18 protein-coding genes and 6 pseudogenes are annotated in these 23,728 nt (G+C 62.5%); 10 read left to right on the top strand and 14 right to left on the bottom strand.

The window, feature by feature from the left end; translation table 11 throughout:
• Positions 1-117 precede the first annotated feature (117 nt).
• A pseudogene (locus tag ASU23_RS00660) lies at positions 118-432 on the top strand (integrase core domain-containing protein); the annotation flags it as partial.
• 33 nt (positions 433-465) lie between these two features.
• Here ASU23_RS00660 and ASU23_RS00655 read toward each other — a convergent pair.
• Positions 466-1,525, bottom strand: a pseudogene (locus ASU23_RS00655) (IS110 family transposase).
• A 377-nt stretch (positions 1,526-1,902) separates the two neighbouring features.
• Between ASU23_RS00655 and ASU23_RS00650 the strand changes: the two are divergent.
• On the top strand, positions 1,903-2,106 hold the full coding sequence (locus tag ASU23_RS00650; RefSeq protein ID WP_054828352.1) for a hypothetical protein: 204 nt from the start codon (positions 1,903-1,905) through the stop codon (positions 2,104-2,106).
• Positions 2,107-2,145: 39 nt separating this feature from the next.
• Here the strand turns inward: ASU23_RS00650 and chrA are convergent.
• The 3 genes and pseudogenes from chrA to ASU23_RS00635 form a co-directional block, all read right to left on the bottom strand.
• A pseudogene (gene chrA / locus ASU23_RS35205) lies at positions 2,146-3,510 on the bottom strand (chromate efflux transporter).
• A 113-nt stretch (positions 3,511-3,623) separates the two neighbouring features.
• Positions 3,624-4,049 (bottom strand): chromate resistance protein ChrB domain-containing protein, encoded by a 426-nt coding sequence (locus ASU23_RS00640; protein WP_058036931.1) that lies wholly within the window; start codon positions 4,047-4,049, stop codon positions 3,624-3,626.
• A gap of 1 nt (position 4,050) precedes the next feature.
• Complete coding sequence (locus tag ASU23_RS00635) at positions 4,051-4,560, bottom strand: Chromate resistance protein ChrB (RefSeq protein WP_054828354.1); 510 nt, start codon at positions 4,558-4,560, stop codon at positions 4,051-4,053.
• A 365-nt stretch (positions 4,561-4,925) separates the two neighbouring features.
• On the opposite strand from ASU23_RS00635, the gene ASU23_RS00630 reads away from it, so the two are divergent.
• On the top strand, positions 4,926-5,327 hold the full coding sequence (locus ASU23_RS00630; RefSeq protein WP_058036930.1) for a YncE family protein: 402 nt from the start codon (positions 4,926-4,928) through the stop codon (positions 5,325-5,327).
• Positions 5,328-5,561: 234 nt separating this feature from the next.
• Here ASU23_RS00630 and ASU23_RS00625 read toward each other — a convergent pair whose 3' ends face one another.
• From ASU23_RS00625 to ASU23_RS00605, 5 genes are all read right to left on the bottom strand, one after another.
• On the bottom strand, positions 5,562-6,509 hold the full coding sequence (locus ASU23_RS00625; RefSeq protein ID WP_058036929.1) for a 3-carboxyethylcatechol 2,3-dioxygenase: 948 nt from the start codon (positions 6,507-6,509) through the stop codon (positions 5,562-5,564).
• A 122-nt stretch (positions 6,510-6,631) separates the two neighbouring features.
• Entirely contained in the window at positions 6,632-7,501 is an 870-nt protein-coding gene (locus tag ASU23_RS00620) for an alpha/beta fold hydrolase (RefSeq protein WP_058036928.1), read from the bottom strand.
• Positions 7,498-9,408 carry an FAD-dependent monooxygenase gene (locus ASU23_RS00615; protein WP_058036927.1) on the bottom strand — a complete coding sequence of 637 codons (1,911 nt, stop codon included), beginning with the start codon at positions 9,406-9,408 and terminating at the stop codon, positions 7,498-7,500. The genes ASU23_RS00620 and ASU23_RS00615 overlap by 4 nt, the downstream gene beginning before the upstream one ends.
• Before the next feature lie 4 nt (positions 9,409-9,412).
• Complete coding sequence (locus tag ASU23_RS00610) at positions 9,413-10,759, bottom strand: MFS transporter (protein ID WP_058036935.1); 1,347 nt, start codon at positions 10,757-10,759, stop codon at positions 9,413-9,415.
• Between the two features lie 367 nt (positions 10,760-11,126).
• On the bottom strand, positions 11,127-11,867 hold the full coding sequence (locus tag ASU23_RS00605) for a GntR family transcriptional regulator (protein WP_054828449.1): 741 nt from the start codon (positions 11,865-11,867) through the stop codon (positions 11,127-11,129).
• A 361-nt stretch (positions 11,868-12,228) separates the two neighbouring features.
• On the opposite strand from ASU23_RS00605, the gene ASU23_RS00600 reads away from it, so the two are divergent.
• The 7 genes and pseudogenes from ASU23_RS00600 to ASU23_RS33020 form a co-directional block, all read left to right on the top strand.
• Complete coding sequence (locus ASU23_RS00600) at positions 12,229-13,302, top strand: LLM class flavin-dependent oxidoreductase (RefSeq protein WP_058036926.1); 1,074 nt, start codon at positions 12,229-12,231, stop codon at positions 13,300-13,302.
• Positions 13,303-13,329: 27 nt separating this feature from the next.
• Positions 13,330-13,950, top strand: coding sequence for a cysteine hydrolase (locus ASU23_RS00595; protein WP_058036925.1), 621 nt, complete (start codon positions 13,330-13,332; stop codon positions 13,948-13,950).
• A gap of 115 nt (positions 13,951-14,065) precedes the next feature.
• Positions 14,066-14,393: pseudogene (locus ASU23_RS00590) on the top strand (alcohol dehydrogenase catalytic domain-containing protein); the annotation flags it as partial.
• 408 nt (positions 14,394-14,801) lie between these two features.
• Positions 14,802-16,034: an IS110 family transposase gene (locus ASU23_RS00585; protein ID WP_058036934.1), complete on the top strand. Its 1,233-nt coding sequence runs from the start codon at positions 14,802-14,804 to the stop codon at positions 16,032-16,034.
• A gap of 12 nt (positions 16,035-16,046) precedes the next feature.
• Positions 16,047-16,514, top strand: coding sequence for an IS3 family transposase (locus ASU23_RS00580; protein ID WP_156423040.1), 468 nt, complete (start codon positions 16,047-16,049; stop codon positions 16,512-16,514).
• Positions 16,445-16,618 (top strand): annotated as a pseudogene (locus ASU23_RS35200) (DDE-type integrase/transposase/recombinase); the annotation flags it as partial. The gene ASU23_RS00580 and the pseudogene ASU23_RS35200, both read left to right, overlap by 70 nt.
• Positions 16,619-16,753: 135 nt before the next feature.
• A pseudogene (locus tag ASU23_RS33020) lies at positions 16,754-16,960 on the top strand (IS30 family transposase); the annotation flags it as partial.
• A 128-nt stretch (positions 16,961-17,088) separates the two neighbouring features.
• On the opposite strand, the gene ASU23_RS00575 reads toward ASU23_RS33020, so the two are convergent.
• From ASU23_RS00575 to ASU23_RS00555, 5 genes are all read right to left on the bottom strand, one after another.
• Positions 17,089-17,376: a Dabb family protein gene (locus ASU23_RS00575; RefSeq protein WP_054828407.1), complete on the bottom strand. Its 288-nt coding sequence runs from the start codon at positions 17,374-17,376 to the stop codon at positions 17,089-17,091.
• 97 nt (positions 17,377-17,473) lie between these two features.
• Positions 17,474-19,117, bottom strand: coding sequence for an NAD(P)/FAD-dependent oxidoreductase (locus ASU23_RS00570; protein ID WP_058036933.1), 1,644 nt, complete (start codon positions 19,115-19,117; stop codon positions 17,474-17,476).
• A 621-nt stretch (positions 19,118-19,738) separates the two neighbouring features.
• The gene (locus ASU23_RS00565; protein ID WP_058036924.1) at positions 19,739-20,929 is read right to left on the bottom strand and encodes a TetR/AcrR family transcriptional regulator; all 1,191 of its coding nucleotides are present in this window, start codon (positions 20,927-20,929) and stop codon (positions 19,739-19,741) included.
• Positions 20,930-21,135: 206 nt separating this feature from the next.
• Positions 21,136-21,999, bottom strand: a complete 864-nt coding sequence (locus tag ASU23_RS00560) for an SMP-30/gluconolactonase/LRE family protein (RefSeq protein ID WP_058036923.1) — start codon at positions 21,997-21,999, stop codon at positions 21,136-21,138.
• Positions 22,000-22,033: 34 nt separating this feature from the next.
• Entirely contained in the window at positions 22,034-23,728 is a 1,695-nt protein-coding gene (locus ASU23_RS00555; RefSeq protein ID WP_082661270.1) for an AMP-binding protein, read from the bottom strand.

The following is a 23,728-nucleotide window of genomic DNA, read 5'->3' as shown; positions in this document are numbered from 1 at the left end:
TGGCCCGGCGCTCCGGGTGACCTCATCGGAGCCCTGCCCGTCACCTCCCGCACCCAATCCGATGGTCTGCCCACAACACCCTCCTGACCTCGAATGTTGCTTCCACCGATTGAGCCCAATCAATATACGTCAATTGCGTTCACCGACAGGCTTATTGAGGTGGGTATCGATGCCTCGATCGGGGCTACCGGGTCGAGCTACGACAACGCGCTCGCCGAAACGATCAACGGGCTCTACAAGACCGAGTTGATCAAACCCCGCGGGCCATGGCGAACAGTCGAACATGTGGAAATCGCCACGTTGGAATGGGTGAACTGGTTCAACCACCGACGCCTCTACGAGCACTGCGGCGATGTGCCTCCTGCCGAACTCGAGGCGTTCTACTACGGTGAACACAGAACTACGCGAATTGCGGAGTTCTCAAATCAGTAAGTCTCCGGACTCGCCGGGATGCTTCTATATCTGTCAAGACACCAAGATTGGGTGTGCAGTGGCGAGTGTCCGGAACAGCTGCCGGGTGACGTAACGCTTGAGGGATCGCATGATCTCCTTGGTTGTGCGGCCTTCGGTTCGTCGACGTTCGACATAGGCGCGAGTTTGGGGATCAACCCGCATCCTCACGATGACGATGGTGGTCAGTGCTCTGTTCAGACGGCGGTCACCGCCGCGATTGAGCCTGTAGCGCACCGTGTTACCTGATGAAGCCGGGACCGGGCAGGTCCCGGCGAGTGAGGCGAACGCAGCCTCGGAGCGCACCCGACCTGCATGTGACCATGCGATCAGGACAGTCGCTGCAACCACTGCGCCCACCCCAACCGCGGCAGTCAGTTCCGGCGCATTGGTCTTCACCAATTCGTCGAGAGACTTTCGATTGTCAATCAGTTCCGAGTCGAGCGCACGAATCCTCTTGGCTAGTCGCACGGCCTCTGCTCGGCACGTCGCAGTGGTGGCGTCCTCGGACCGAGATCGCCACGTTGCGATCTCCTTTATCTGACTGTATGCCAACGATTTTCGTGCATCTACACCAAGTTCGACGGTTCGAACCAAAGCCGTCAACGCATTGACCGCGCGCGTCCGTTCACATGTCATCTGTTCGCGTGCGACCACGAGAACGCGCATCGCCACTCGCGATCCGTCCGCACGTGGTCGGCGCAGTCGATCGATGTCGACGGACAGAACCGACCGGGCGATCCGAGCGGCGTCGAGATCGTCGGTCTTACCGACTCCTCTCCGATCCGCCGAACGAGAAGTCGGAGGGTTCGGCTACCGGGAGTCCCGCCGCAAGAACGCGGTCGGAGAGTCCGGCTCCGTAGGAGCCGATGCCTTCGATGACGACGAGGGCGGCTTGTTGACCTGCTCTGTGTGCAATCCACGTGCGGGCCCGATCGAGACCCGCTGGACTTGCTGGAAAACTTGCTTTGTCCTGCACAGCACCGGTTACAGCGGCCACAACACACAGCGCATGGGCGGCAGCGTGGGTATCTACACCGATGACGATCTCGTAGTTATCTGCGACGATAGGCATAGCGGCGGTTGTCCTTTCCGATGGGCGACGTCGTTGTCGGCGTCGGCCCGGAAAGAGCACTTCGAGGCAGGCCTGTAACGGGCCACGACCTCGAGGCAACGGGGTCGGGCAGGCTTCTAATCAAGCCACCGAAGCAGGACCGGACCGGCGTCGCCGCCACAACAGAGTGGACAAACCCCGGCCAGTGCATCCGAAAAGGAGCAAAGCGATTCATGAGTCACACGGCGTTGTAGCGACGACACCTATCCTGTCAGCCAGCCCCGGGCCGGCCACTACAAACACTTACATGCGATTCAGTCTCGTCGTGTCAAGAAGGGGCCTGGCCGGCGCCCACCCTCAGACAAGCGTCGCCGCTTCATGGAATTGCGAAGCCGGGGGTGAGCATCCGCGCAGCCGCCCGCGAAGTTGGAGTATCCCGCGCGTCCGGCACCAACTGGGCCCGCGGCTATTCGGTTTATCGCGCCGGACAACTGGTGCGGACCGTCGCTCCGTTGGACCGACTCGCGTCCGCGCCATCAGTCCGCGATGCCTATTGGCAGACGAACGTATTCAGGTCGCCGATCTACGACGTGAACGGCTGAGTATCCGACAGATCGCTGCACGTGTGCGAGGTCGTGTACTCAGGTGACGGGCAGTCCGACCAACCCGGCTGCCAGTCCGAGGAGTGCGCATACCCCGAGAGTCCGGAGCACGGACCACTTCAGACGGTAGATCATCACTACGGCAAGGGCGCCGATGACCAGCGCGAGCGGACGAAAACTACTGACGTCCGGCACCGTCAGGTGCAGTGGACCCCACACTACAATCGAGGAATCTACGAAGAGTGTGTGAACAGCGAAGTAGAACGCGAGATTGGCGATCACACCCACCTGACAGCGGCGGTAATCCCGTTCAGTGCCGCCGTCAGGTGGGTGTTGTTGCGGAGCCGCTCGACATACGGAGCGCCGAGGAAGATGAACATGAACGACGGCACGAATGTGACCCACGTGGTCAGGAGAGCGCCGATGGTCGCGGCCACCCAGGGATCGAGGCCGCCGGGGTTACGGTAAGCGCCGAGGAACGCCACGAACTGGACGACCATGATCAAAGGTCCCGGTGTGGTTCCGGCCAGACCCAGCCCTCGCACCATCTCCCTGGAGGTGAGCCAGCCGAAGGTGTGTACCGCTTGTTGCGCGACGTAAGCGAGGACCGCGTACGCCCCGCCGAAGGTCACCAGCACGGTGCCGGAGAAGAACACACCCTGCTCGGTGAACACACTGTCGCGGCCGGTAAACACGACGACGGCGATCATCGGGACCGCCCAGGCGATCACACCGGCACCGAGCACGAGGACCGCCCGCCGCAGGCTGGGTGCGTCGGTGTGGAGGGCGTCGTCGGCGATGAGCGGCGGATTTTCGTCGATGTCGTTGTCGGCGGCGGCAGTGTCGGCACCGCCCCCACGCCGCCCGATGACCCAACCCGCGAACCCTGCAACCGCGATGACGATCGGAAACGGAACCGCGAACAGCGCGAGCGCCACAAACGCGCATACCGCGATCACGACGTGAGACGGCCTGGTCAGTGCACGCTTGGACACGCGGGTGACGGCTTGCACCACCACTGCCAATACTGCGGGGGCGATGGCGGCGAAGATCGCCAACACGATGGTGGTGGCACCGAAGGCGACGTAGACGGCGGCCAACCCGAGCATGACGATCAGGCCCGGGCAGGACGGACAAGATTCCGGCGATCAACCCCCCAATGGTGCCGTTGAGAAGCCAACCGGTGTAGATGGCGAGTTGCTGCGCCTCAGGACCGGCAAGCAGCATGCAGTAGTTCAAGGCATGCAGGAAGCGTTTCTGTCCGATCCAGCGTTTGTCGTCGACGAGCATGCGTTGCATGACGGCGATCTGCCCGGCGGGGCCGCCGAAGGTTTGCAGGGAGATCAGGAACCACGCTTTCGTGGCGACGCGCAAGGGGATCAGGTCCCCTTCGCCGGGGCGCACAGCGACCGGTGATGCGGTGAATTCGTGCGTGGACTCTTGCTCTGTCATGTCGGGCTCCGCGGTCTGTGAGTGCAGAAGATTCATCGGGCACGGCCGCGTGAGTCGACCTCGCGTCAGGAGGGTTCGCGGCCGCTGAGGACTCGTTGACGATGAAACTCGTACAACCCATTGAAGATTCGAGTTGCCACGGCGAGAGTTTCATCGTCGGTACAGGTGAGAGACAACCCGTGTAGGACTGTGTCGAGGCTGGCGGCTTCCGGGGCGTCGAACTTGCCGTCGTCGATGTCTGCTTCGTGGACGATTTCGGCGATGATCCACAGCACCGGGTCGGCAATCTCGTAACGGCGCAGGATCGTTTCGAAGCTGCAGTCATCGTGATGGTGCGAGAGGTCGACCCCGCGAATATCGAACGGCGTTGCGTCAGAGAGGATCTGGTATGGGTCGTCGAGGTAGACGAACTGGGCGTCGAGGTCGACGTTGCGGCGCATCAACCAGGCACTGGCGGCGCGGTCGATGTGGATCCCGGCGCGGGTAGCCATTTCATCGCGCCACCTGCGCCTCCACGGGCTCTACCGCGGCTAACGCTTTGATCGACGCTTCCGCCCCGTCGCGCTGAGAGACAGGAAAGAAGGTCCGTTTGTCGATCTCCCGTAAACGGCGCCGCAACTGGGTGAGCTTCTTGGTCTGGGCGGCGCGATCAGGCAAAGAGCGTGCAGCCTGCGCAGCGGCGGCAAGTTCGTCGTATTCGGCGGCCCGATCCGCCGACAACTTCGTCCGCATCCGGTCCTGCTGGTCGGCGGTGGTGGGTGCGGCAGTCCAGACCTCCGCCTGACCTCCGGACTCGATGACTTCCTCTGCGATCCAGTCGAACTGCTCGCGTGTCCGCGCCGACGCGGGCAGGACCACCACCCCGTCCGCGAGCTGGAACACCCCGTATTTGCGGAGCTTGCGCCACACCGTGATTCGCGGCGTCGACGGTTCGCGGGGGATGCGATACGCCAACATCACCCACTCGTCAGAGTGGCTACCGGGTGCCGGTTCTGGTTCCACAACAAATATGTAACCACTGTTGCATCACCTTGTCCATTCGTCATCGACTAATCCGCCGATTCACCCTGGACACTTCGTTGTAACCGTGATTGCCGTTGACAGTGACCGTCGTTCAGGCGGGCGTCGAGACGACGAAGAGTTGTCGAGATCCACAACCACGCCTTCGACGAACAGTCCGCCTGCTCTGCCTGCACTTCTGGTCCGTCGGGGATGGCGTCACCCTTCCCTCCACGATGCGCGAGGCAATCTCGGCCCCCCACGTTGCAGCCGGACGCTGACCACCCCGAAGTGAGAGGGACAGGGATGGACACCCGCACCGATAAGCGGAACAGCCCGAGACCGCCCGGCTGCTGCCCGCACTCGTCATGGCGTCAACCCTGATCGGCGCTTGTTCCTCCGAGCCATCGTCGCGAGGCAGTAGCCCGCTGCCGCTGCAGCCGGTCGCGGAAATCGCTCTCCCCGACGACAATTCACGCTTTGACTACGAGAGCCTCGACCCTCAGCATGGACTGCTGTTCATTGCCCACCTCGGCGCCAGCGAGGTCATCGAAATCGACATCCACACCCAGCAGGTCGTCCGGACAATCCCGAACCCCTCCCAGGTTCACGGCGTCCTCGTCGTTCCCGCACTTCGCCGGGTCTACGTCACCGCCACCGGCGACGACCGCCTGGTCATTCTCGACGAAGACACCGTCGCCGTGATCGGACAGGCCACCACCGGTGAGTATCCGGTGCGGATGGATGCCGCTTACCGCACTGCGCGGTAGTGCCCACTATCGTCTCGGGAGCAGGGCGGATGTTGCAGCGGCAATAACCTCCGGACAGAGAGATCGTCTTGAAAAACCCTGCACAAGAGTATAATTCGCCAGTATCGACGTCGGGCGACGTACTGGATCATGCCATTGTCGAGTCTCCGATTGGGGCCGCGGACCCCTTTCGTTGCAAGGGCGACTACTGAAAGACGCGGCTGTGGTCGGTATTCGCGCCGCCATGCGCGAGCTCTAATCTCCGTCTGTCGAGACAGCAGTCGTGATCCCGAATCCAGCGATCCACTCGGGAATCTCTCGGTAGAAAGTCGAGGTGACGCGGTATTGGCCGGCAGCGCTCAGAGCCGCGTACGCAGCGATCCAGGTGCGAATTTCGTGGGAGGAGTGTCCGGCTTGTTCGACGAACCATTCGTTGGACCAGGAATCGATCTGCGCGAGGTCGCCGGAGGCGAGAACGTCGAGCAGGTGTCGATCCCACTGTGGGTTCAGTGGCTGAATCGTGGCCACACCTGCAGCGAAGTCACGACCGGCGTCGACGACGCGCTGTTCACGTGCGTTGCGCTCGGCCTCAGTTGGATTCCGGCCATCGATGAGTTTCTCCTTCACTCCGACAGGGGCGGTTGCGAACTGCGGTACCGGTGGATCATGCGATAGGCCACCGGATCCCACGAACAGCACTCGCTTGTCGAGGTTGACAGCGGCTCGCCCGACGGCTTTGCCGAGCAACCGGACGCGGCTGACCGGTCCGAGCGGTTCGGCGACGGAATTGATGAAGATCGGCACGGTGGGGACTGCGCTGATCGATCCTACCAACAGCTGCAGAGCTTGCGCGAAGCCGTGATCGACGTACATCCGTTCGGAGAACGCGGTATCGATACCGCTGCCGAGCACTTCCCGCGCCACTGCATAGGCCGCCTCGCGGTCGACGGCCAGCGGGCCGGCCTCGGTGCCGTAGTCACCCACGGATTGTGCAGCGGCCCCGATGCAGAACGGGGGCATCAGGTCGTAGTAGACCCCGTTGTAATGATCCGGAGCAAAGATCATCACCACGTCAGGGGCGAAATCGGCGATGAATGCGCGGGCACTGTCGAATGCGGCGTCCACATCGTCGATCACACTTTGGGCCGGGTCGTTTCGTCCCATGAGAGGGGAGTGCGACATTGTGCACAGCGCTACGGGCATCGTTGTTTCCTTCTGGTTCTCGCGGGTGCGTAAGCCTTCGCGCGCAAGGGTCGGAGATTTCGGGACAGGGACGGATCGCCGGTACCCACCGTGTACGGCGTGGCAGGTACCCGCGCGGATCGTCAGCCTCGGTCGAGCAGGAAGTCGAGGTGAAGTTTGTTGAACGTCTCGGCGTCTTCGTATTGCGGCCAGTGCCCGCAGTTGTCCATGATCGCGAGTTTCGCGCGTGGGATGTGAGAGGCGATGCGTTTGGCTTCGTCGACCGGGCCGGAGGGATCCTTGGTGGTCCACAACACCAGCGCCGGCACCGTGATGGCGTCCAAGGTGTCGTCGGTGATCATGTTGCGCTTGCGAATGTCCGGGTCCTGCAAAGCCATGTTTGCCTCGCACGCCTTGAGCCAGTCCGGCTGCTGGAAGATCGCCTGGCGGGTACGGATCAGGTCGTCGGTGACCATGGTGGGGTCGGCCATCAGCCACTCGAGCCTGGCGCGGACCCGCTCCCAACTGGGATCTTTCGCGGCCTCCATCGACAGGGTGTAGAGGCGTTCCATCACTGCAGGATTGGCCATCGTACCGCCCATGGTGTTGAGCACGATCCGCTCAACTTTCTCCGGGTGGTCGTGAGCGAATTGTGCTGTGACCCAACCGCCTAGGGATTCGCCGGAGAAGGAAGCCTTCTCCGTGCCGATCGCGTCCATGAACGCCAGCACGTGATCGATGTAGTGCTTGATCTCGAGGGGATGGTCGGGCTTGCTGGAGTAGCCGTGGCCGATGAAATCGATAGCCCAGACGTTGAAGTGCTCGGCGTGCGATCGCAGGTTGCGGACGTACGCTTCGGCATGGCCGGTGATGCCGTGCAACAGGATCAAAGTCGGTTTGGTGGGGTCGCCGGCGTGAAGGTACCGGGTCCGGTAGGGGCCCGCTTGGATGAAGCCTTGACTGAACTCGACCTGGTTCAGATCGTTCCAGACGCTGGTGTACGGGTGGGTCATCGGTTCTCTCCTTCAACAGTCATGGTGTTCGCGGCGGCCGGTACTGCATCCTCCGCGGTGGTATGCGGGACGGTGATCGGCACAGCTCGGGTGCTGTATTGCGGTTCGTGCGTACTACTCGCAGTCTCTTCGCTGCGGCCCGGTGCGCGGTCGAGGATCGTGGTGAGGGCATCCTCGAGATTGGCCAGTGCTTCGCTGTCGTCCCAGACCGCAGTGCTGTGCCGCCATGCGACATGGCCGTCGGGGCGGACGAGAATGGCGCCGGCCTCGTCGATGTCGCGGACCTTCCGCCAGTAACCGTAGGGATCGATGGTGCCGGGTTCACCGACGACGACGGTCCGCAGGAACGGCATGTCGAGTTTGGCGGCGGCACGTTTCCATGCCTGACCACCAATTCCGGTCAACAGGGTCATCATGCCTTTTCCGGTGGCATCGAGGGTCGAGATGCGGGTGCCGTCGACACCGACCAACCATGCATGGGGCAACTTCGCGCCGGGTCGGGTTGTGCTCTGCAGGTACAGCTCTCGGTCTCGTGTCCACACTTCGTCGACGCCGTCGGCATCAGGAATGACCGCGGTGGAGCAGTACCGCTGGTTGAGTTCGACGCCGTGTGCGTTGAACTCGGTGTTCTTTATTTCCAGCGCCTCGTACAGTCGCTCCCGTAGGGCGACACCTTCGGCTGACGGTTCCTTGAGCTTCGCAAGGCCCGCGGCGACCGGATCATCGCTGTCGTGGTCGAACCATTCGCGCAGTCCGGCGTAGTCTTTGCGGGATTGGTTGGCGCGGGCGACGATCTGCTTTCCGACGGGGACGCGTTCGGGTGAATAGGATTCGAGCAGTCCACGTCCCGCGTATCCCTTGACGACGAAGGCGATCTTCCATGCCAGGTTGAAGGCGTCTTGCAGGGAAGTATTCGATCCCAACCCCGATGACGGTGGATGCCGGTGTACGGCGTCGCCGCCGCAGAACACCCGCCCGGACTGGTAGTGCTCGGCGTACTGCTGGTTGACGTACCAGAAGGATCGCGTCACGATCTCGATGTCCAGGTTCGGATCACCGACGAGTGTTCGAATCTGCTCTAGGACAGCATCATCGGATAGGTCGGGCTGTCCGTCGGCCATGTCGAATCCCCAGCCGGCGATCCATTGGTTCCAGGGCTGAACCGCCCTCAGTAGGCCCATTCCGATCTCACCGAAGCCGGCTTTCGAGTTGACGATCCAGTGCAGGATGCTCGGCCGATGAGCGACGTACTTGCTCAGATCCGCGTTGAAAAGAATGTATGCCGTACCTGCGCGGGCGAGTTCTCCTTGGAAGGGAAGCTCGAGCTCGTCGGCGATCTTCGATCGGGCTCCGTCGAAGCCGAGCAGGAAGCGGGCTCGCTGGGTGAACTCGGTACCCGAGCGGACATCACGGAAACGGACGGTCACACCGTCTGCATCCTGGGTGTGTCCAAGGTATTCGGTATTGAAGCTGATGATGGCGCCACGTTCGGCGGCGTTCTTGATCAGGACCGGTTCCATCAGCGGCTGGGGAATGTCGAGCATCGCGCAGGGGCTACCGCTTTGGTAGTCCCCGTGGCGGGCGTCTCCCGTTCCCCATGTCTGTAGCCGGACGATCTCCTCACCGGCCAAGCTCGTGGTGAACAGCGTGTCGCCCATCTGATCCCACGGCGTCGCGTATTTGCGTGCCTCGTCTTCGACACCGAGATCGCGCAGTACTTCGACGGCGCGCTGGTTGGTGATGTGTGCGCGCGGCGAGTTCGCCACCCACGGGAACATCGAAACGGCGTGTACGCGGATGCCGTAGGTGGCCAGGGCGAGCGCCGCGGTGCCACCGGCGGGACCGAGTCCGACGATCACGACGTCGGTGTCGTAGGAGGTGGGGTCGAGGTCACTCATATCTGTCATCGATTCACTTGTCGAGGACACGCAGGGATTCTGCGCTGTCCGTGTTCGGGAGTGTGGTCACCGCGGAGGCCGGCCGGGCTGAGCCTGCCTCGTCACGAAGGAGTTGGCTGGCGGCACCTTTGCGACCCCAACCGCCGGGGAGCAGGATCACCGAAACTATCGAGATCACTGACACCACCAGCAGGTATACGACAATCGAGTTGCTGGACTCGGTGGAGGCGTAGAGGGCTGTGGCGATGGTCGGGGCGAATGCGGAGCCCACGACCTGCGAGAGGGTGTAGCCGATCGAGACGCCGCTGTATCGCACGTCTGCGTCGAAAACCATCGTGAACAGCGATCCGGTCACGCCGGCTGCCGGGACCATCGCGATGCCGAAGACCAGTACCTGCGCGGCCATGAACAGCCATGGGTTGCCGGTGTTAATCAGTGCGAACGCGGGAGCGATCACTACACCCATGGCCACAGCGCCGAGCAGATACATCGTCTTGCGACCGAAAGTGTCGGAGAGTGCGCCGAAGATCGGGTAAAGGATGACTGCAACGATGCCGGCGACGAAAACTCCAGCGAGAGCGAAGGTTCGACTGATCCCTGCCACGGTGGTGCCGTACGAGACGAGGTATGCCATGCAGATGTAGGCGAACACTCCTTGGGACAGGTAGGTCCCGGCGATGAGAAGAATTTCCTTCCAGTGTTTGCGGAAAGCTTCGGCGATCGGCATCCGCACCACTGCGCTTTGCGCCTTCACCGCGGCGAAGTCGGGGCTCTCGGTCAAGGACAGTCGGATGACCAACCCGATGATGATCAGGACCGCACTGAAGAGAAAGGGCAGTCGCCAACCCCAGCTGAGGAACTGCTCGTCCGGCAATTGCGAGACCGCGAAGAACGCCAGAGTGGCAACACTGGTGCCGGCCGGCGCTCCCATCTGGGAGAAGGACCCGAAGAAGCCTTTCCTCGAGGTAGGAGCGTGTTCGACGGCCATCAACGTCGCTCCGCCCCATTCGCCGCCGACCGCAAAGCCTTGAACCAAGCGCAACAGCGTGAGCAGGATCGGCGCTGCGATTCCGATTTGAGCGTAGCTGGGCAGCAATCCCATCAGAACTGTTGCCGAGCCCATCCCGACCAGCGAAATCACCAGCATCTGCTTGCGGCCGACTCGGTCGCCGAAGTGACCGAAGACGACGCCTCCGAGTGGTCGGGCAAGGAAGCCGACTCCGAACGTCGCAAAGGAGAGAAGTACCCCGATCGCAGGAGAGACGTCCGGGAAGAAGAGTTTGGGAAATACCAGTGCGGCTGCGGTGCCGTAGATGAAGAAGTCGTAGTACTCGACCGTGGTGCCGATGAAGCTGGCCATCGCCACCCGTAATGGGGACGGGCGATCGGTGGTCGTCGAGGAAGCGGGTGCGTTGGTCACGGCCGGACTTCCCCGATCTGCGGGTGGAAGCACTTCGGTGCTCTATCGAGCAACCTGCGCGAAGCGGTCGTCATGGCCGCTCCTTTCTTCTGGAAGTTTCGGGAGAGAAGCATCCAACTGGAATGCTAGTCGTCTAGCAGAGAACCTACTCCGGAGTGAAAAGTGATGCAAGTCTCTGCACCAGGGGACGAAACCCACCTCATCCGCTCCACAACGGCGATCGCGAAGAACGCCCGCCATCAATGACAACGGCCCGCTCTCTGTGCATGTGCGCAGAGAGCGGGCCGAAAAGGGTTGCCCGGAGCGGTTATCCAGTCAGGGAGTCACTCGACTCGTCGCGGATTACCGCAACCGTGCCCACGATGTGATGTTCCATCGCCACCCTGGCCGCCTCGGCATCGCCGTTTCGAATAGCCTCGGTGATGACGTGGTGATCGTGCTGGCGTTCCGGTAACGCGCTCGACAACGGATTGGTGATGCCGGCGGTATTGATCAGGAAATCCGACAGGTCCCACATACGCTGACTGGTCTCTTCCATGATCCGCGAGTGCGCCATTGCATGAATGGCGGCATGAAACTCACGGTTGTGCACTCGATAGCCGTGGGCCCTGACCACAGGATCATGCGAGGCGATCAATGCATCGACACGGGCCGAGATCAGATCCAGTTCCAGCAGTTGCGATTGCGTCCGGCGGGCAGCGGCGACCGCTGCAATGGTTCCCTCGAAGCCACCGAAGAGGGTGTAGAAATCTTCCACCTCTTGTTGGGTGTACGAGACCACCTCGCAACCGACCTGAGGAACGATGTAGACGAGCTTGTCACTGGACAAGCGCCGCAAAGCATCCATGACAGGCTGCTTGCTGACCCCGAACTCCTGACGGATGGCCTCCACGACGATCTTTTCCCCCGCAGGGTAGCGCCCCTCGAGCAGACGATTCTTGAGGATGTCGTACAGCGCAGAAGACAGTCGAGCCCCCGAGGTGCGGACACTGGCGAGGAGGGCGGTCGCCTCACTGCCCAGCGCAGGGCCTGCCTGGTCGGCACTCATCGATTCACTCTTTTCGTCGATGTTCCGGTCATGATCCCCCTCATTCTGCCGTGCTCAGCACAACAACTTGCATTCTAGTACTTGTGGTCTGAGTCACTGTGAGATATCTTCATCTGGAACGCTAGCATTCCAATGAGCTGTTGCATGGGTCTTTGACCAGCACATAGGCGCAGGGCAGAACGCCTTCGAGTCAGTTTCCGTCGAACCGGCGGGTATGTCGAACCGGCGGCGGGTATATGGACACGCTCACTGGATCTGGCAGTCAAGGAATTGCGACGCCGACAAACACATCGCCCAGATCCATTTCGGGACGAATCGCACACCAGGCGACCCAGCGGCGGTCACTGCAAGGAGAAAAGACATGGAATTCTGTATCGGTACCTGCGCCAAGATCGATCAGGTCGTGATGGTGAAACAGGCCGAGGATTTAGGTTTCACCCACTTCGGTGTGGGCGAAGGCCCGTTGTTGTTCAGTGACCCGTACCAATTCCTCGCACTCGCTGCCTCGCAGACAAGCACCATCGCCCTCGGAACCATGGTCACCAATCCGCTGACCCGGATTGCCCCGGTCACCGCCAATTCCATGGCGACGCTCAACGCCCTCGCACCGGGTCGCACATTCCTGGGCATCGGCACCGCCAACAACGCACTCCGATCCATGGGAAACCGCACCGCCAAGATCTCCGAGCTTTCTCACTCCATCGAAGTCTCACGAGAATTGATGGCAGGGCGCCGAACCACACACAATTGGCTCGGCCAGTCCCGTGAAGTGGAGTTTCTCGACAAGGACAGCGGTTTCTACAATGTCAAAGACCACATCCCGATCTGGGTCGCTGCCGGCGGTCCTCGCGGACTCGCCGAAGCCGCCAAATATGCCGACGCGGTCGTCTACTGCCTGGGCCCGAACGTCGAGATGATTAAGCTCGTTCGCAATCGCCTCGACAAAGCAGTTGCCGACGCCGGCCGAGCCCCAGGATCGGTCAAACTCGTTTCCCTGTCTTGGTTCTACCAACTCGAAAACGGCGAGACCTGGGAAGACGGTGTCACGAAGGGGTTCGGTTCGGGACCGATCAGCTCCTGTATCACCAACGCAGGGCTGATGGATCAGCACCGCGACCAACTGGGCGACCCCATCGTCGATGCCTCCCTCACCGCTGCTCAGCAGTACCTCGGCGACCCGCAGGCTCCGAACCAACCGCACTACCTGGACGTGTGGGCCAAGTACCTACGAGGACTCGATCCTCGACACCGCCCGATCATCACCAAAGAACTCGTCGACTACTGGTGCCTCTACGGATCCCCCGCGCAATTGCGGGAAAAATCGGCGCTGATGCGCGAAGCCGGAGTCGACATCCAACAGGTCTTCCTGTCCAACCCCGTCACCGCTGCCCGCGACATCGACAACATCGGCCACTCCATCCTCGCCCACACCTGACATCCCTCAACCAGCAGGAGCTTCACCATGAAACTCGACCCCCGCACCACCGCCGCCGTGGCCGTGCACTGCCAAGGCGATGTAGTAGGACCCACCGGCGCCTTCGCGGACTTCTTCTATCAGCAAGTGGCAGAACGCCGCATCATCGACCAGGTCGCCGCCGTCAACGATGCGGTACGCGAGGCCGACGGCACCGTGATCTACACACGAGTCGCCTGGAAACCGGACTTCTCCGACCTCGAGGTCAACTCACCACTACTGGAAATAGTCGCCCAATCCGGCTGCCTCAAAGAAGGTAGCGAACTCGCCGAAATCGTCGCCCGCCTCACACCACACAGCGAGGACATCGTCTTCACACACCAACGAATCGGCGCCTTCGTCGGGAACGAACTCGACACCATCTTGCGGAAGAAGGGCATCACTACGCTGCTTTTCACCGGTGTCGCCACCAATGCCTCCGTGGAAGGAACCGCCCGCGTAGCCAGCGATCTCGGTTACCGCGTGGTGACCGTGGCCGACGCGTGCTCAGCTGCAACCGCCGAAGCGCACGATGCGAGCATCAATTCACTCGGACTGCTCGGCGAGATTGCCACCGTCGACGAGATCCGCGCCGCCCTGACCTCGATCAGGGCAGATGCCACCGCCTGACCTCAGCCCACACCGACCCCGATCGTGCGCTGGTGTGGCCCCGACCTGTCGGCCTCACCAGCGCTCTGCATGCCCACACTCAGCCAGAACCGACACTTACCCAGGAGTTCCCGTCGTGAACACAACCATGCGCGTCGCCCGCCTCCACGAGATCAACCAGCCGATGGCGATCGAGGATCTACCGATCCCCGGGCAACCGACGTCCTCGTACAGGTCAACGCATGCAACGTCGTACCGAACCTGAACAACGTGCTCGCAACCTCAGCGAATGGTTCCCCTACCTTCCGCTGCCCCAGCTTCCCGCGATTTTCGGTCTCGACTCCGCCGGCGTCGGCGCCGCAGTCGGTAGCCATGTCACCGACGTCGCCGTCGGCGACCGGGTCTACGTCAACCCCGGAATCTCCTGTGGAGGCTGCAACGCATGTCGGCAAGGACACGACCAGCAACAACAAGTGACCATCGACTACATCAACCGATATAAAAGCGAGTACGGCGTCGAGCCAATCTAATGAGATCGGTAGCCGTGCCGGCACCGGACTCCTCGAGTCGATCCGAGTTCGAACTCTTCCTTGGCAGACCGTAGCCGGCGTCGGCGCGGGTACCCCCCATCCTGGCCCTGCCGAAAGCGGGGTCACGTGTCGAGCCGCGGGCAGGTGATCACTTCGTCGAGCGGGACGTTCAGTCCTGACGGCAGTGCGTGACACCGATCCGCTGGTGGGAGATCGTGCGACAGCCGATGCGATGGCGGCCCCTGAGGCCTGTTCATTAGAGCGCTGGTCGACCTTCCCGGTTCGATCAACGCGGTGCGGCTTGCCGGCCGCACTCCCGGACGAGGACAGGAGACTGACGATATGGCTGAGCTGTGGTGTGGAATCGATTGGGCGGAAAAGCATCACGATGTCGCGGTGATCGACGACAGGGGAAGCCTGCTGATCAGCGAACGCATCAGCGATGACGTCGCAGGCTTCGACCGACTAGTAGAACTGATCCTCGAACTACGAAAGGGCGGACTCGACGGACTGCCCGTCGCTATCGAAACGGCGCAAGGGCTGCTCGTCTCGGCGCTTCGCGCCGCCGGCGCCGATGTGTTCGCAATCAACCCGTTGTCCGTCTCGAGGTATCGGGACCGTTATTCGCCGAGTCGAACCAAAAGCGACGCCGCAGACGCAATGGTGCTGGCCAATATCCTTCGCACCGATCGTGACAATCATCGGCGGCTTCCGAACGACAGTGAACAAGCCCAATCTGTCAAGGTGTTGGCCAGGGCCCATCAGGACGCGATCTGGGATAGACAACAGATCGCCAGCAAGGCGCGTTCCCTTCTCCGTCAATACTTTCCGGCATTTCTCGAAACATTCGACGACCTGACCACGATGGGTGCACGCGAGGCACTCCGACTGGCACCCACCCCGGCCGCCGCAGTAAACCTGCGCCCCGCCACCATCGCCGCGGCGTTACGGAAGGCTGGGCGGAAACGCGGCGTCGAGGTCGAGGCCCGCAGAATCGTTGCAGGGCTCCGCCTCCCTCACCTGCGCCAACCACTGCAGGTGGAAATCGCGATGGGGCGACAAGCTCATGCGTACGCACGCGCACTCACGGCTACTGCCGAGAACGTCAAGTCATTGGAGGCGGCCCTTACCTCAGCATTCGAGGAGCACCCCGACGCGCCCATACTCACGAGCTTCCCGGGACTCGGCGTCGTTCTCGGTGCCAGGATCCTGGGCGAAATCGGTGACGATCGAACACGTTTCGCAACAGCTCGCGGATTGAAAGCCTACGCGGGTACGGCGCCGGTGACCCGCGCGAGTGGAACCAGATCGAGCACCAGACTCAGGATCGTACGAAACAAACGACTCAACCACGCTGCATACCTGTGGGCGCTACCGCTGATTCTGCACTCTCCTGATGCACGGGCCTACTACGATCGCCGACGCGCCATCGGTGACACCTACACTGCCGCTGCACGGAATCTGTCGAATCGCTACATCGGCATGCTCCACCACTGTCTGTGCAGTCGAGAACTTTACGATGCGTCGGTCGCGTTCGCGCACTGTGCGGAACCGGCGGACGCCATGGTTTCTTGACACTTTGAACATATGCGATGTCTGCAGGGTGCTCAGCGAGCACCCTGCTCAATTGCGCCGTTCACCTACTACGAAGCCCGCAACCGTCCTGCGTCTCGGCGGTCCGTGCGCGACGAAGAACTCGAAGCCGAGGTCAGCCGTGTGCACGCCGAGCACTCCTCGGTCTACGGCGCACGCAAGGTGTGGCTGGAAATGCGTCGACAGGGCATCGAAGTGGCACGGTGCACGGTCGAACGATTGATGGGTGTCCTCGAGCTCCAAGGAGCACGAAGAGGCAAGACCAAACGCACCACCATCGCCGATGCACAAGGCCGTCGCGCAGACGATCTCGTGAAGCGAAAGTTCAACCCAGTGGCGCCAAACATGTTGTGGGTAGCTGACTTACTTACGTTTCGACATGGTCAGGTTGGCTGTACGTCGCGTTCGTCATCGACGCATATTCACGGCGGATCCTCGGGTGGCGAACCGCGACGACGATGACGACACCGCTGGTGCTCGATGCCATTGAGCACGCAATCTGGACCCGATGCCGAGAAGGGATTACGGATGTGTCGGGGCTCATTCATCACAACGACCGAGGATCGCAAGGCGGATTCAACCGGTCGTCGCAACACCTCGATCACGGAGGTGCACGATGGGACGTGGCGGGAAGCAGATTCCGGAGGCGCCTTCGGGTGCGCGGGCGGCAGTGGGCGGCTGATCGGGCGTTGAGGCCGCCGATGCGGTCAACGGTCCGGCCTGATCCGTCGCGTGCGATGCAGCGGGACTTCTGGCGACGGATCGTCTCGGGCGTGACGACGGTGCAGGCGGCGGAGGCTGTTGGCGTGTCGTGGCCGGTCGGGTCCCGCTGGTTCCGTCACGCTGGAGGGATGCCACCGATCAGCCTGGCCGAGCCCACGGGCCGCTGTCTGTCGTTCGCCGAGCGCCTGTGACCACCGCAACGGGTGTGTCCTCTCCTGGCCAGCCGTCGGCCTGGGTGCCATTCATCTGGTTGACCTTCCGTGTTACGAGTGGTCCTACCCGACTCGGAGGCCGGCGAAGACGTGCTGTCGGCTCAGTCGTCATACCCGACAACCTCCACGCTGTGCCACGATTCGGCCAGTGGGAGCAGGTGGTCGCGGGTCACGGCTTGGTGTGCGGGGTGTTCGAGGTAGGTGTTGACGTCTTCGGCGGTGCCGAATTCGGAGACCAGCGCGTAGTCGGCGTTCGTCGGCCTTTCGCCAAGATCTCGACCGTGGCGGGTCCGGCGGATGAGGTCGATCTGACCTGGCAGGGCTGCGAGCGCCGCATCGGGCGCCGTCACTTGATCTGGCGTCGCGGCGTCCTTGAACTTGACGGTCACTCAGTGAATCAACATCGGCCTTCTCCTTGGGATGTGGGGGCCAGGGCCGTCGCCTTCGGTGGTCGATGGCGACGCCCCGTGACTGAGTGACGCGCTCTCAAGAGAGCACGAAACCGGCGTACCCGTTCTCCACCGACTCGCGACACTTCTCCAGGTACATGGACAGGCCCCCGGGGTAGGCCAGCAGCTCCTTCTTCTGGCCCGGCACGTTGGCGTTCATGTACCAGGAGTTCGCCATGATGAAGGTCGTGGCGTTGGCCAGGCCCTCCAGGTGCTCGTGCCACTCGTCCTCGGCCTCGCGCGTGGCCTCGATGCGAGTCAGGTTGTTGTCGCGCATGTCGGTGATGGCATTGATCACCCAGTCGCCCTCAAGCTCAGCGCAGGTTGGGCCGTTGCAGAACGCCGACGGGCTGTGCGGGCCGTACACGTACAGGATGTTCGGGAACCCGGCCGTGGCGCGCCCAAGGAACGTGCGAACGCCGTTCTTGAACACGTCGCTGTACCTCTCGCCCTTGGTGCTGCGGATATCGATGTCGGTCAAACCTCCGGTGAAAGAGTCGAAGCCGGTCGCCAGGACAATCACGTCGAACTTATGCAGCGTGCCGTCGGCCGTGACGATGCCGTTCTCGGTGACCTTCTCGATGGGGTTCTCCTTGGCGTCGACCAGATCGACGTTGTCCTGGTTGAACGTGTCGTAGTAGGTGTACTCCAGCGGGCAGCGCTTGGTGCCGAACGGGTACGGCGGGGTCTCGGGGATCAGCTTCTCGGCGAGCTTGGGGTCCTTGACGCGCGGCAGGGTCCTCTCTCGCCAGTAAGCGTAGATTTTGTCTCCCACCTCGCGGTTGAAGAACATGTCAGCGTAGCCGCCGAGCCAGATCTGGAGGCCGCCCATGTCCCAGAGCTCGTCGAGCTTGGCGTAAAATTCCTCGTCGGAGATCTCGGCGGTCGCGGTGTAGATCACGTCGTAGTCGATCCCAGAGAATGTTGTCTCACGGTACTTGAAACGCTCCGGGTATGTCTTACGGAACTCGTCGTTCGCGGCCCGGTCGAGCTTGGGGGAGCTCATCGGCAGAGCGGTCGGAGGCGTCCGCTGGAAAACCGTCATCTGCCCAACGTCGGGAGCGATCGTCTGGATGACTTGGACGCCGCTGGCGCCGGTGCCGATGACGGCGACCCGCTTGCCGGTCATGTCGTACCCCTTGGGCCAGTGCGAGGTGTGGAACGAGTCGCCCTTGAAGTCGTCGAGGCCGGGGATGTTGGGATAGAGGGCCTTGGACCCGGTGCCAAGCATCGGCAGGAGGAAGCGCGCGCGGGTCAGGAAGGTCTCGCCGGTCTTCTCGTCACGAGTCTCGATGATCCACTTGTCCTCGTTGTCATCGAACTGGGCCGCGACGACGCGCGAGTCGCAGCGCATGTCCTTGGCCAGGTCGAGATTGTCGATGACGAAGCGGAAGTACTCCTGAATCTCCTCTTGTCCGGGGTAGACCTCCGACCAGTTCCACTCGCTCCAGATCCGCTCGTCGGAGAGCTGGTAGGCGGTGGCGGGGGTGTCGACACGCGCCCCGGGGTACTGGTTCCAGTGCCAGACGCCGCCAGCCTCGGAGCCGGCCTCGTAGAGCTTGACGGCGAAGCCGCGGGAACGAAGGTGCTCGAGCTGGTAAACGCCTGCGAAGCCGCCGCCGACGACAAGGACGTCGAGCTCTTCGGTCACGGAGCGGGGATCGGTGAGCAAGGTGTTCACGTGGTGTTCCTTTCGCGACGTCACAGCCCGTTGTGGACTGCTCGATCGCTTTGGTCGAAGAGGTGCCATTTCGGCGGGGTGGTCATAGGGAAGGCGGGCCGCTGGCTCGCGGGTCGCGGGTCGCGGGTCGCGCTCGTGGGTTGGCGCTGGCAGAGAAGAAGTCCTCTAGCGATAACTCATTAAGACGTGTCCGACATCACAAGAGTGACACGAACCAAGCACTGAAGTCAAGCATCCCTAACAAAATTCTCGCTCTCATCGACTAGTCGACGCGAACAGTACTCCGTGCATCATTCTGCTAATTACCGCCCCTAAGTGCTCTCGACTAGGTCAAGCGTCGAGCGCGTGTCTTCACACCAGGGCAGTGCTTTGTGCGCTTTTGGGAAATGATTACTAACAGTGAAGAAGATTAGACACAGATCTTTACCGGCAAGATGTCATGGGACGCTCACGGCCTTGGCCTTCCGCTGAGCGGGAGTCGACGGTGACATCCGCGAACGGAGAACCCGCCGCTCTGCGCGACAGGACCCCGAGACGTGACCAGGTTCGACGGATCAGAGTGCAGCAGGCATCGGCGTCGAAGCAGCGCACTGAAGCCTCGATGTGTGGACCCGGGACGGATCAGCCGTGAACGACCGCCCTGACGGCCGTTTTGAGCTCGGAGGCGAAAGTGGGCTCGCGGTACAGGTGAGCGATACGCACAAGATCGTGGATGATGCCTTTGCTGATGTGGACGAGGGTCAACGATGTTGCGTCGTCGAGATCGTCACGTGTCGCTGATATCCAGCGTTGCCATTCGAGGGTGTTCTCTTCTCGGATGCGGTCGAACCGATCGCGCTCGTCCTCGGGCAGGTAGTGGCTCTCCGTCAAGGACACGGCCAACAGGTCGATAGCTCGCACTGCCAGCTCGACGTATCCCTCAACCAGGGCGTCGAATACGTCAGCGTCGCGCGCGGGTCGAGGCAGAGCTCGGGCGACCTCGAGTGCTTGCCACTCGTAGAAGCGATTCGTCACCGCGACGAGGATGGCGGCCTTGGTGTCGAAGTACCGGTAGATCGCCGGGCCCACTACCCCGACCTCGGCTCCGATGTCGTCGATACTGGTCCCGGCATATCCGTTGCGCTGGAAGGCGCGCGCCGCGGCAGTAAGGAGCTGCTCGCGACGCGAGGCGGGGGTTCGAGGGTGCGACACCGGTTGAACGCCCGAGTCCGGGTGGGAACTGCCCGCGACAACGATGACTCGTTGGCACGCCTCAACGAGCACCTTCTTGAGCTTGGCGCGAGAAAGGCCGCTGTTGTAAAAGGCAGGGCTGGTCAGGATGCTGACCACCGACCAACTCCGGACATCCCTGGCAAAGTCGTCGAGGTCGGGGGTCGCTGGTGCCACCACCAGGAGCCTCACCTGTTCGGCGATCCACCGAGTGCGATTGCGAACTAACGAGAAGTCGTCTCGGGTGAGGTGTCGGGCCTCTCGCTGCCACAGCACCGAGAGGCGCCGACTATCCAGTCCTACCTCAGCGAGCGTCGAAAGACGTTCATCTACGCTGCCGGGGCTGTCGGCGGCCGCGAGTTGCTCAAGGGCGGCCACCAATCGCTGTTGGTCCTCACGGATCACGTGGGACAGGAGGGCCTGCTTGTTGGCGTAGTGACGATAGAGGGCTCGTGCCGTGATCCCGCTCGCTTCGGCGATCTGGTCCATTCTGACCGAGTGATAGCCGTGCGCGGTGAACAGCTCACGCGCGTTGAGAGCGATCTGTAGCCCGCGGTCGCGCGGACGCCGCGTCAAGTCCTTTACAGGAGACGCACCGCCCATCCCGTGGCTCCTCTCAGACACTCCCCGGCCCTCCCGGTCGGACAGGCGACCGCACGTCGCATTGCAGCCCGACCGAGCAGAACAGTACTACACCTCAGGGGCCGCGCAGCGTTGCTACACGGTGATATCGCTACGAGGGAGGGATCAGCCGAGGGGGCCGGGACATGGTTGCCGGGACCCCGCTCAGTCTAAAAGAATACTCGCACTCAGGCCGCAGGCGCGCCATTGCGTCCGACCTTGGCCGTGGCGATCGCGGCCGAGGACTTGCCGACGTGGAACTCCTCCAGCGTCGTGGTGTTGCAGGTCATGTAGAGCGTGTCGAGGTTGTCGCCGCCGAAGGCACAGGCGACGGACCAGGCGCCGGGGTTGCTCACCTTGTCGGTGATCTCGCCGCCTTCGACTACACGGTAGAAGCCGCTGTCCTCCTCAAGGGTCAGGGCGTTGCCGAACCACACGCCGCCGTCGGCGTCGAGCGCGATACCGTCCGGGTGGTAGGCGTCGTCGAGCTGCGCCCAAGCCCGCTGGTTGCTCAGCGAGCCGTCGGCGGCGATGTCGAACGCGGTGATCCGGTGGTTCCAGGTCTCGGCGACGAGCAGGACCGAGCCGTTCTGGATCGCCATGCCGTTGGGGAAGAGCAGCTCGCCGCCGACTTGGTGGCCCTTGCCGCTGGGATCGACGTGGACCAGGCGGGTCGTCTTGGGGTCTTCCTCACCGAGCGCGAACCCGAAGTTGCCCACGTAGGCGTGGCCGACCTTGGTGACGAGCATGTCGTTGCCGATGCCTCCGGCGAACTGGCTGAAGTCCGCGTGCATGCTCTGTGTGCCGTCGGGCGAGACCTTCAGGATGCACTTGTCGGCCTGGGAGACCACGAGCGCTGAGCCGTCTGGGAGGAAGCCTAGGCCGGAGGGGGCGCCCTCGACCTCGACGACGGTCTGGTAGGAGCCGTCGGCTGCGAAACGCTTGACCGTCTTGGCGAAGAAGTCGCTGGCCCACAGGCTTTCGTCCTGCCAGCGGGGAGCCTCCAGGAACTGGTGGCCCGTGGAGAAGATGGTCAGCTCGTGCTCGTTCATGACATTCCGTTCCACGACGACCTACGGCCGTCGTTTAGGTGGTGGGGTGGCTTGATCGAAGGGTGGACATGGTCGATGGGCAGTCGCCCGCGTCTGATGCTCCGGAGGACGCCTCGTGCTCGACCCCGTCCTTGGCTAGGTCACGCAGCCTGAACTTCTGGATCTTTCCGCTAGCTGTACGGGGCATCTGGTCGAGCACGATCAGGCTCTCGGGAAGCTTCTGCTTGGCGATCTTGCGCTCAAGCAGCCACTCGATGAGTTCGGCGAGCTCCACAGTCGCATCCGGCTCGGGGACGATGACTGCGCAGACCCGCTCGCCCAGCACCGGATCGGGTGAGCCCACGACGGCAACCTCGGCAACCCTCGGGTGGGCGAAGAGGTGGTCCTCGACCTCCTTCGCGCTGAGGTTCTCGCCGCCGCGGATGATGATGTCCTTCTTGCGGCCAGTGATCTCCAGGTGACCCTCATCGTCGATACGTCCGAGGTCTCCGGTGCGGAACCAGCCGTCGTCAGTGAACGCGGACTTGTTCAACTCGGCGTCGAGGTAGCCGACGAACATCTCGGGCCCTCGTGCGAGCAGTTCGCCGTCCTTACCTTCGCCGAGGTCGTTCTCGTGCTCATCGACGATCCTGATGCGGGCCAGACCGATGGCACGGCCGTCGGTGTTGGCGCGCTTCTCCAGCGGGTCGGCGGCGCTGCCGCTTGTGGCGGTTGGATACTCGGTCGATCCGTATACCCGGGCGACCATGCAGTCCAACGCGGTCGTGGCGTTGAGGATCAGATCCGGCGGGACATCTGCGCCTCCGCACAGGAAGCTTCTCAGCGATGAGACGTCGTACTCGCCGAGCGACGGGTGGTGGACCAGCCCGTATAGGAACGGTGTGGCCGCGAGCATGAAGGTGCACTGGTGTTCTTGGATCAGTTCCAGGCCGGCCGTGGGCTCCCAGATGTCCAGCAGAACGACACTGCTTCGCAGCATCGGCGGCATCTGGATGCCGTACAGGATGCCGGTGATGTGCCCTACAGGAGATGGCATGAACACGACGTCTTCCTGGGTCAGGCCGAGCAGTTCGATAATGCTTCGGTTCTCGTAGTCGAGCGTGTTGTGCGTGTGCAACGCGCCCTTCGGGGCCGAGGTCGTGCCGGAGGTGTACAGCAAGAGCGCCAGGTCGTTGGCGTCGCGAGTGACCGGGGCCGGCTTGCTGCCGTGGAAGCCGTCGAGGAAGTCCTCGAAGAGAACCTCGTGATCGCGTTGCGCCTTGCCCACGATCACGACCGTCTGCAACGCCGACAAGTCCGACGAGATCTCCGCGAACATCTCGGGGAAGTCGAAGTTGCGGAACGTCGCCGGGATGAACGCGATCTTGGACTTCGCCTGCTCCAGGATGAATCGGGTCTCCGAGTGTCGGAAGATCGGCATGATCGGATTGCTGATCGCGCCGATCCGGATCGCGGCAAGATGGACCGCACACGCCTCGGACCAGTTCGGCAACTGCCACGAGACGACATCGCCGTGTCCGATGCCGTGGCGCTGGAGTGCCGCGCCGAGAGCGTCGACGATGGCGTCGAACTGTGCGAAGGTCCACGTTCGTCCGCGGTCGACGACAGCGGTGCGGTCGGGGACCGTCTGGGCGGCGTCTGACAGATAGGCGTCGATAAAGTTCCCCTGCCAAGCCTCCGATGCGGTGGACTCCGCGATGAAGTCCGCGTTCAGATGTGTGGTGACCAT

Source organism: Rhodococcus sp. KB6, assembly GCF_001445685.1.
GTDB classification, from domain to species: domain Bacteria; phylum Actinomycetota; class Actinomycetes; order Mycobacteriales; family Mycobacteriaceae; genus Rhodococcus_F; species Rhodococcus_F qingshengii.
This window is presented reverse-complemented; position numbering and strand designations above follow the sequence as displayed.

Bases quoted from the DNA above. Each gene is read 5' to 3' on its own strand.
- ASU23_RS00625 (WP_058036929.1), bottom strand. From the start codon at position 6,509: ATGCCCGTAGCGCTGTGCACAATGTCGCACTCCCCTCTCATGGGACGA.
- ASU23_RS00615 (WP_058036927.1), bottom strand. From the start codon at position 9,408: ATGACAGATATGAGTGACCTCGACCCCACCTCCTACGACACCGACGTC.
- ASU23_RS00620 (WP_058036928.1), bottom strand. From the start codon at position 7,501: ATGACCCACCCGTACACCAGCGTCTGGAACGATCTGAACCAGGTCGAG.
- ASU23_RS00605 (WP_054828449.1), bottom strand. From the start codon at position 11,867: ATGAGTGCCGACCAGGCAGGCCCTGCGCTGGGCAGTGAGGCGACCGCC.
- ASU23_RS00560 (WP_058036923.1), bottom strand. From the start codon at position 21,999: ATGAACGAGCACGAGCTGACCATCTTCTCCACGGGCCACCAGTTCCTG.
- ASU23_RS00595 (WP_058036925.1), top strand. From the start codon at position 13,330: ATGAAACTCGACCCCCGCACCACCGCCGCCGTGGCCGTGCACTGCCAA.
- ASU23_RS00630 (WP_058036930.1), top strand. From the start codon at position 4,926: ATGGCGTCAACCCTGATCGGCGCTTGTTCCTCCGAGCCATCGTCGCGA.
- ASU23_RS00585 (WP_058036934.1), top strand. From the start codon at position 14,802: ATGGCTGAGCTGTGGTGTGGAATCGATTGGGCGGAAAAGCATCACGAT.
- ASU23_RS00610 (WP_058036935.1), bottom strand. From the start codon at position 10,759: ATGGCCAGCTTCATCGGCACCACGGTCGAGTACTACGACTTCTTCATC.
- ASU23_RS00580 (WP_156423040.1), top strand. From the start codon at position 16,047: ATGCGATGTCTGCAGGGTGCTCAGCGAGCACCCTGCTCAATTGCGCCG.
- ASU23_RS00600 (WP_058036926.1), top strand. From the start codon at position 12,229: ATGGAATTCTGTATCGGTACCTGCGCCAAGATCGATCAGGTCGTGATG.
- ASU23_RS00555 (WP_082661270.1), bottom strand. From the start codon at position 23,728: ATGGTCACCACACATCTGAACGCGGACTTCATCGCGGAGTCCACCGCA.
- ASU23_RS00565 (WP_058036924.1), bottom strand. From the start codon at position 20,929: ATGGGCGGTGCGTCTCCTGTAAAGGACTTGACGCGGCGTCCGCGCGAC.
- ASU23_RS00640 (WP_058036931.1), bottom strand. From the start codon at position 4,049: ATGGCTACCCGCGCCGGGATCCACATCGACCGCGCCGCCAGTGCCTGG.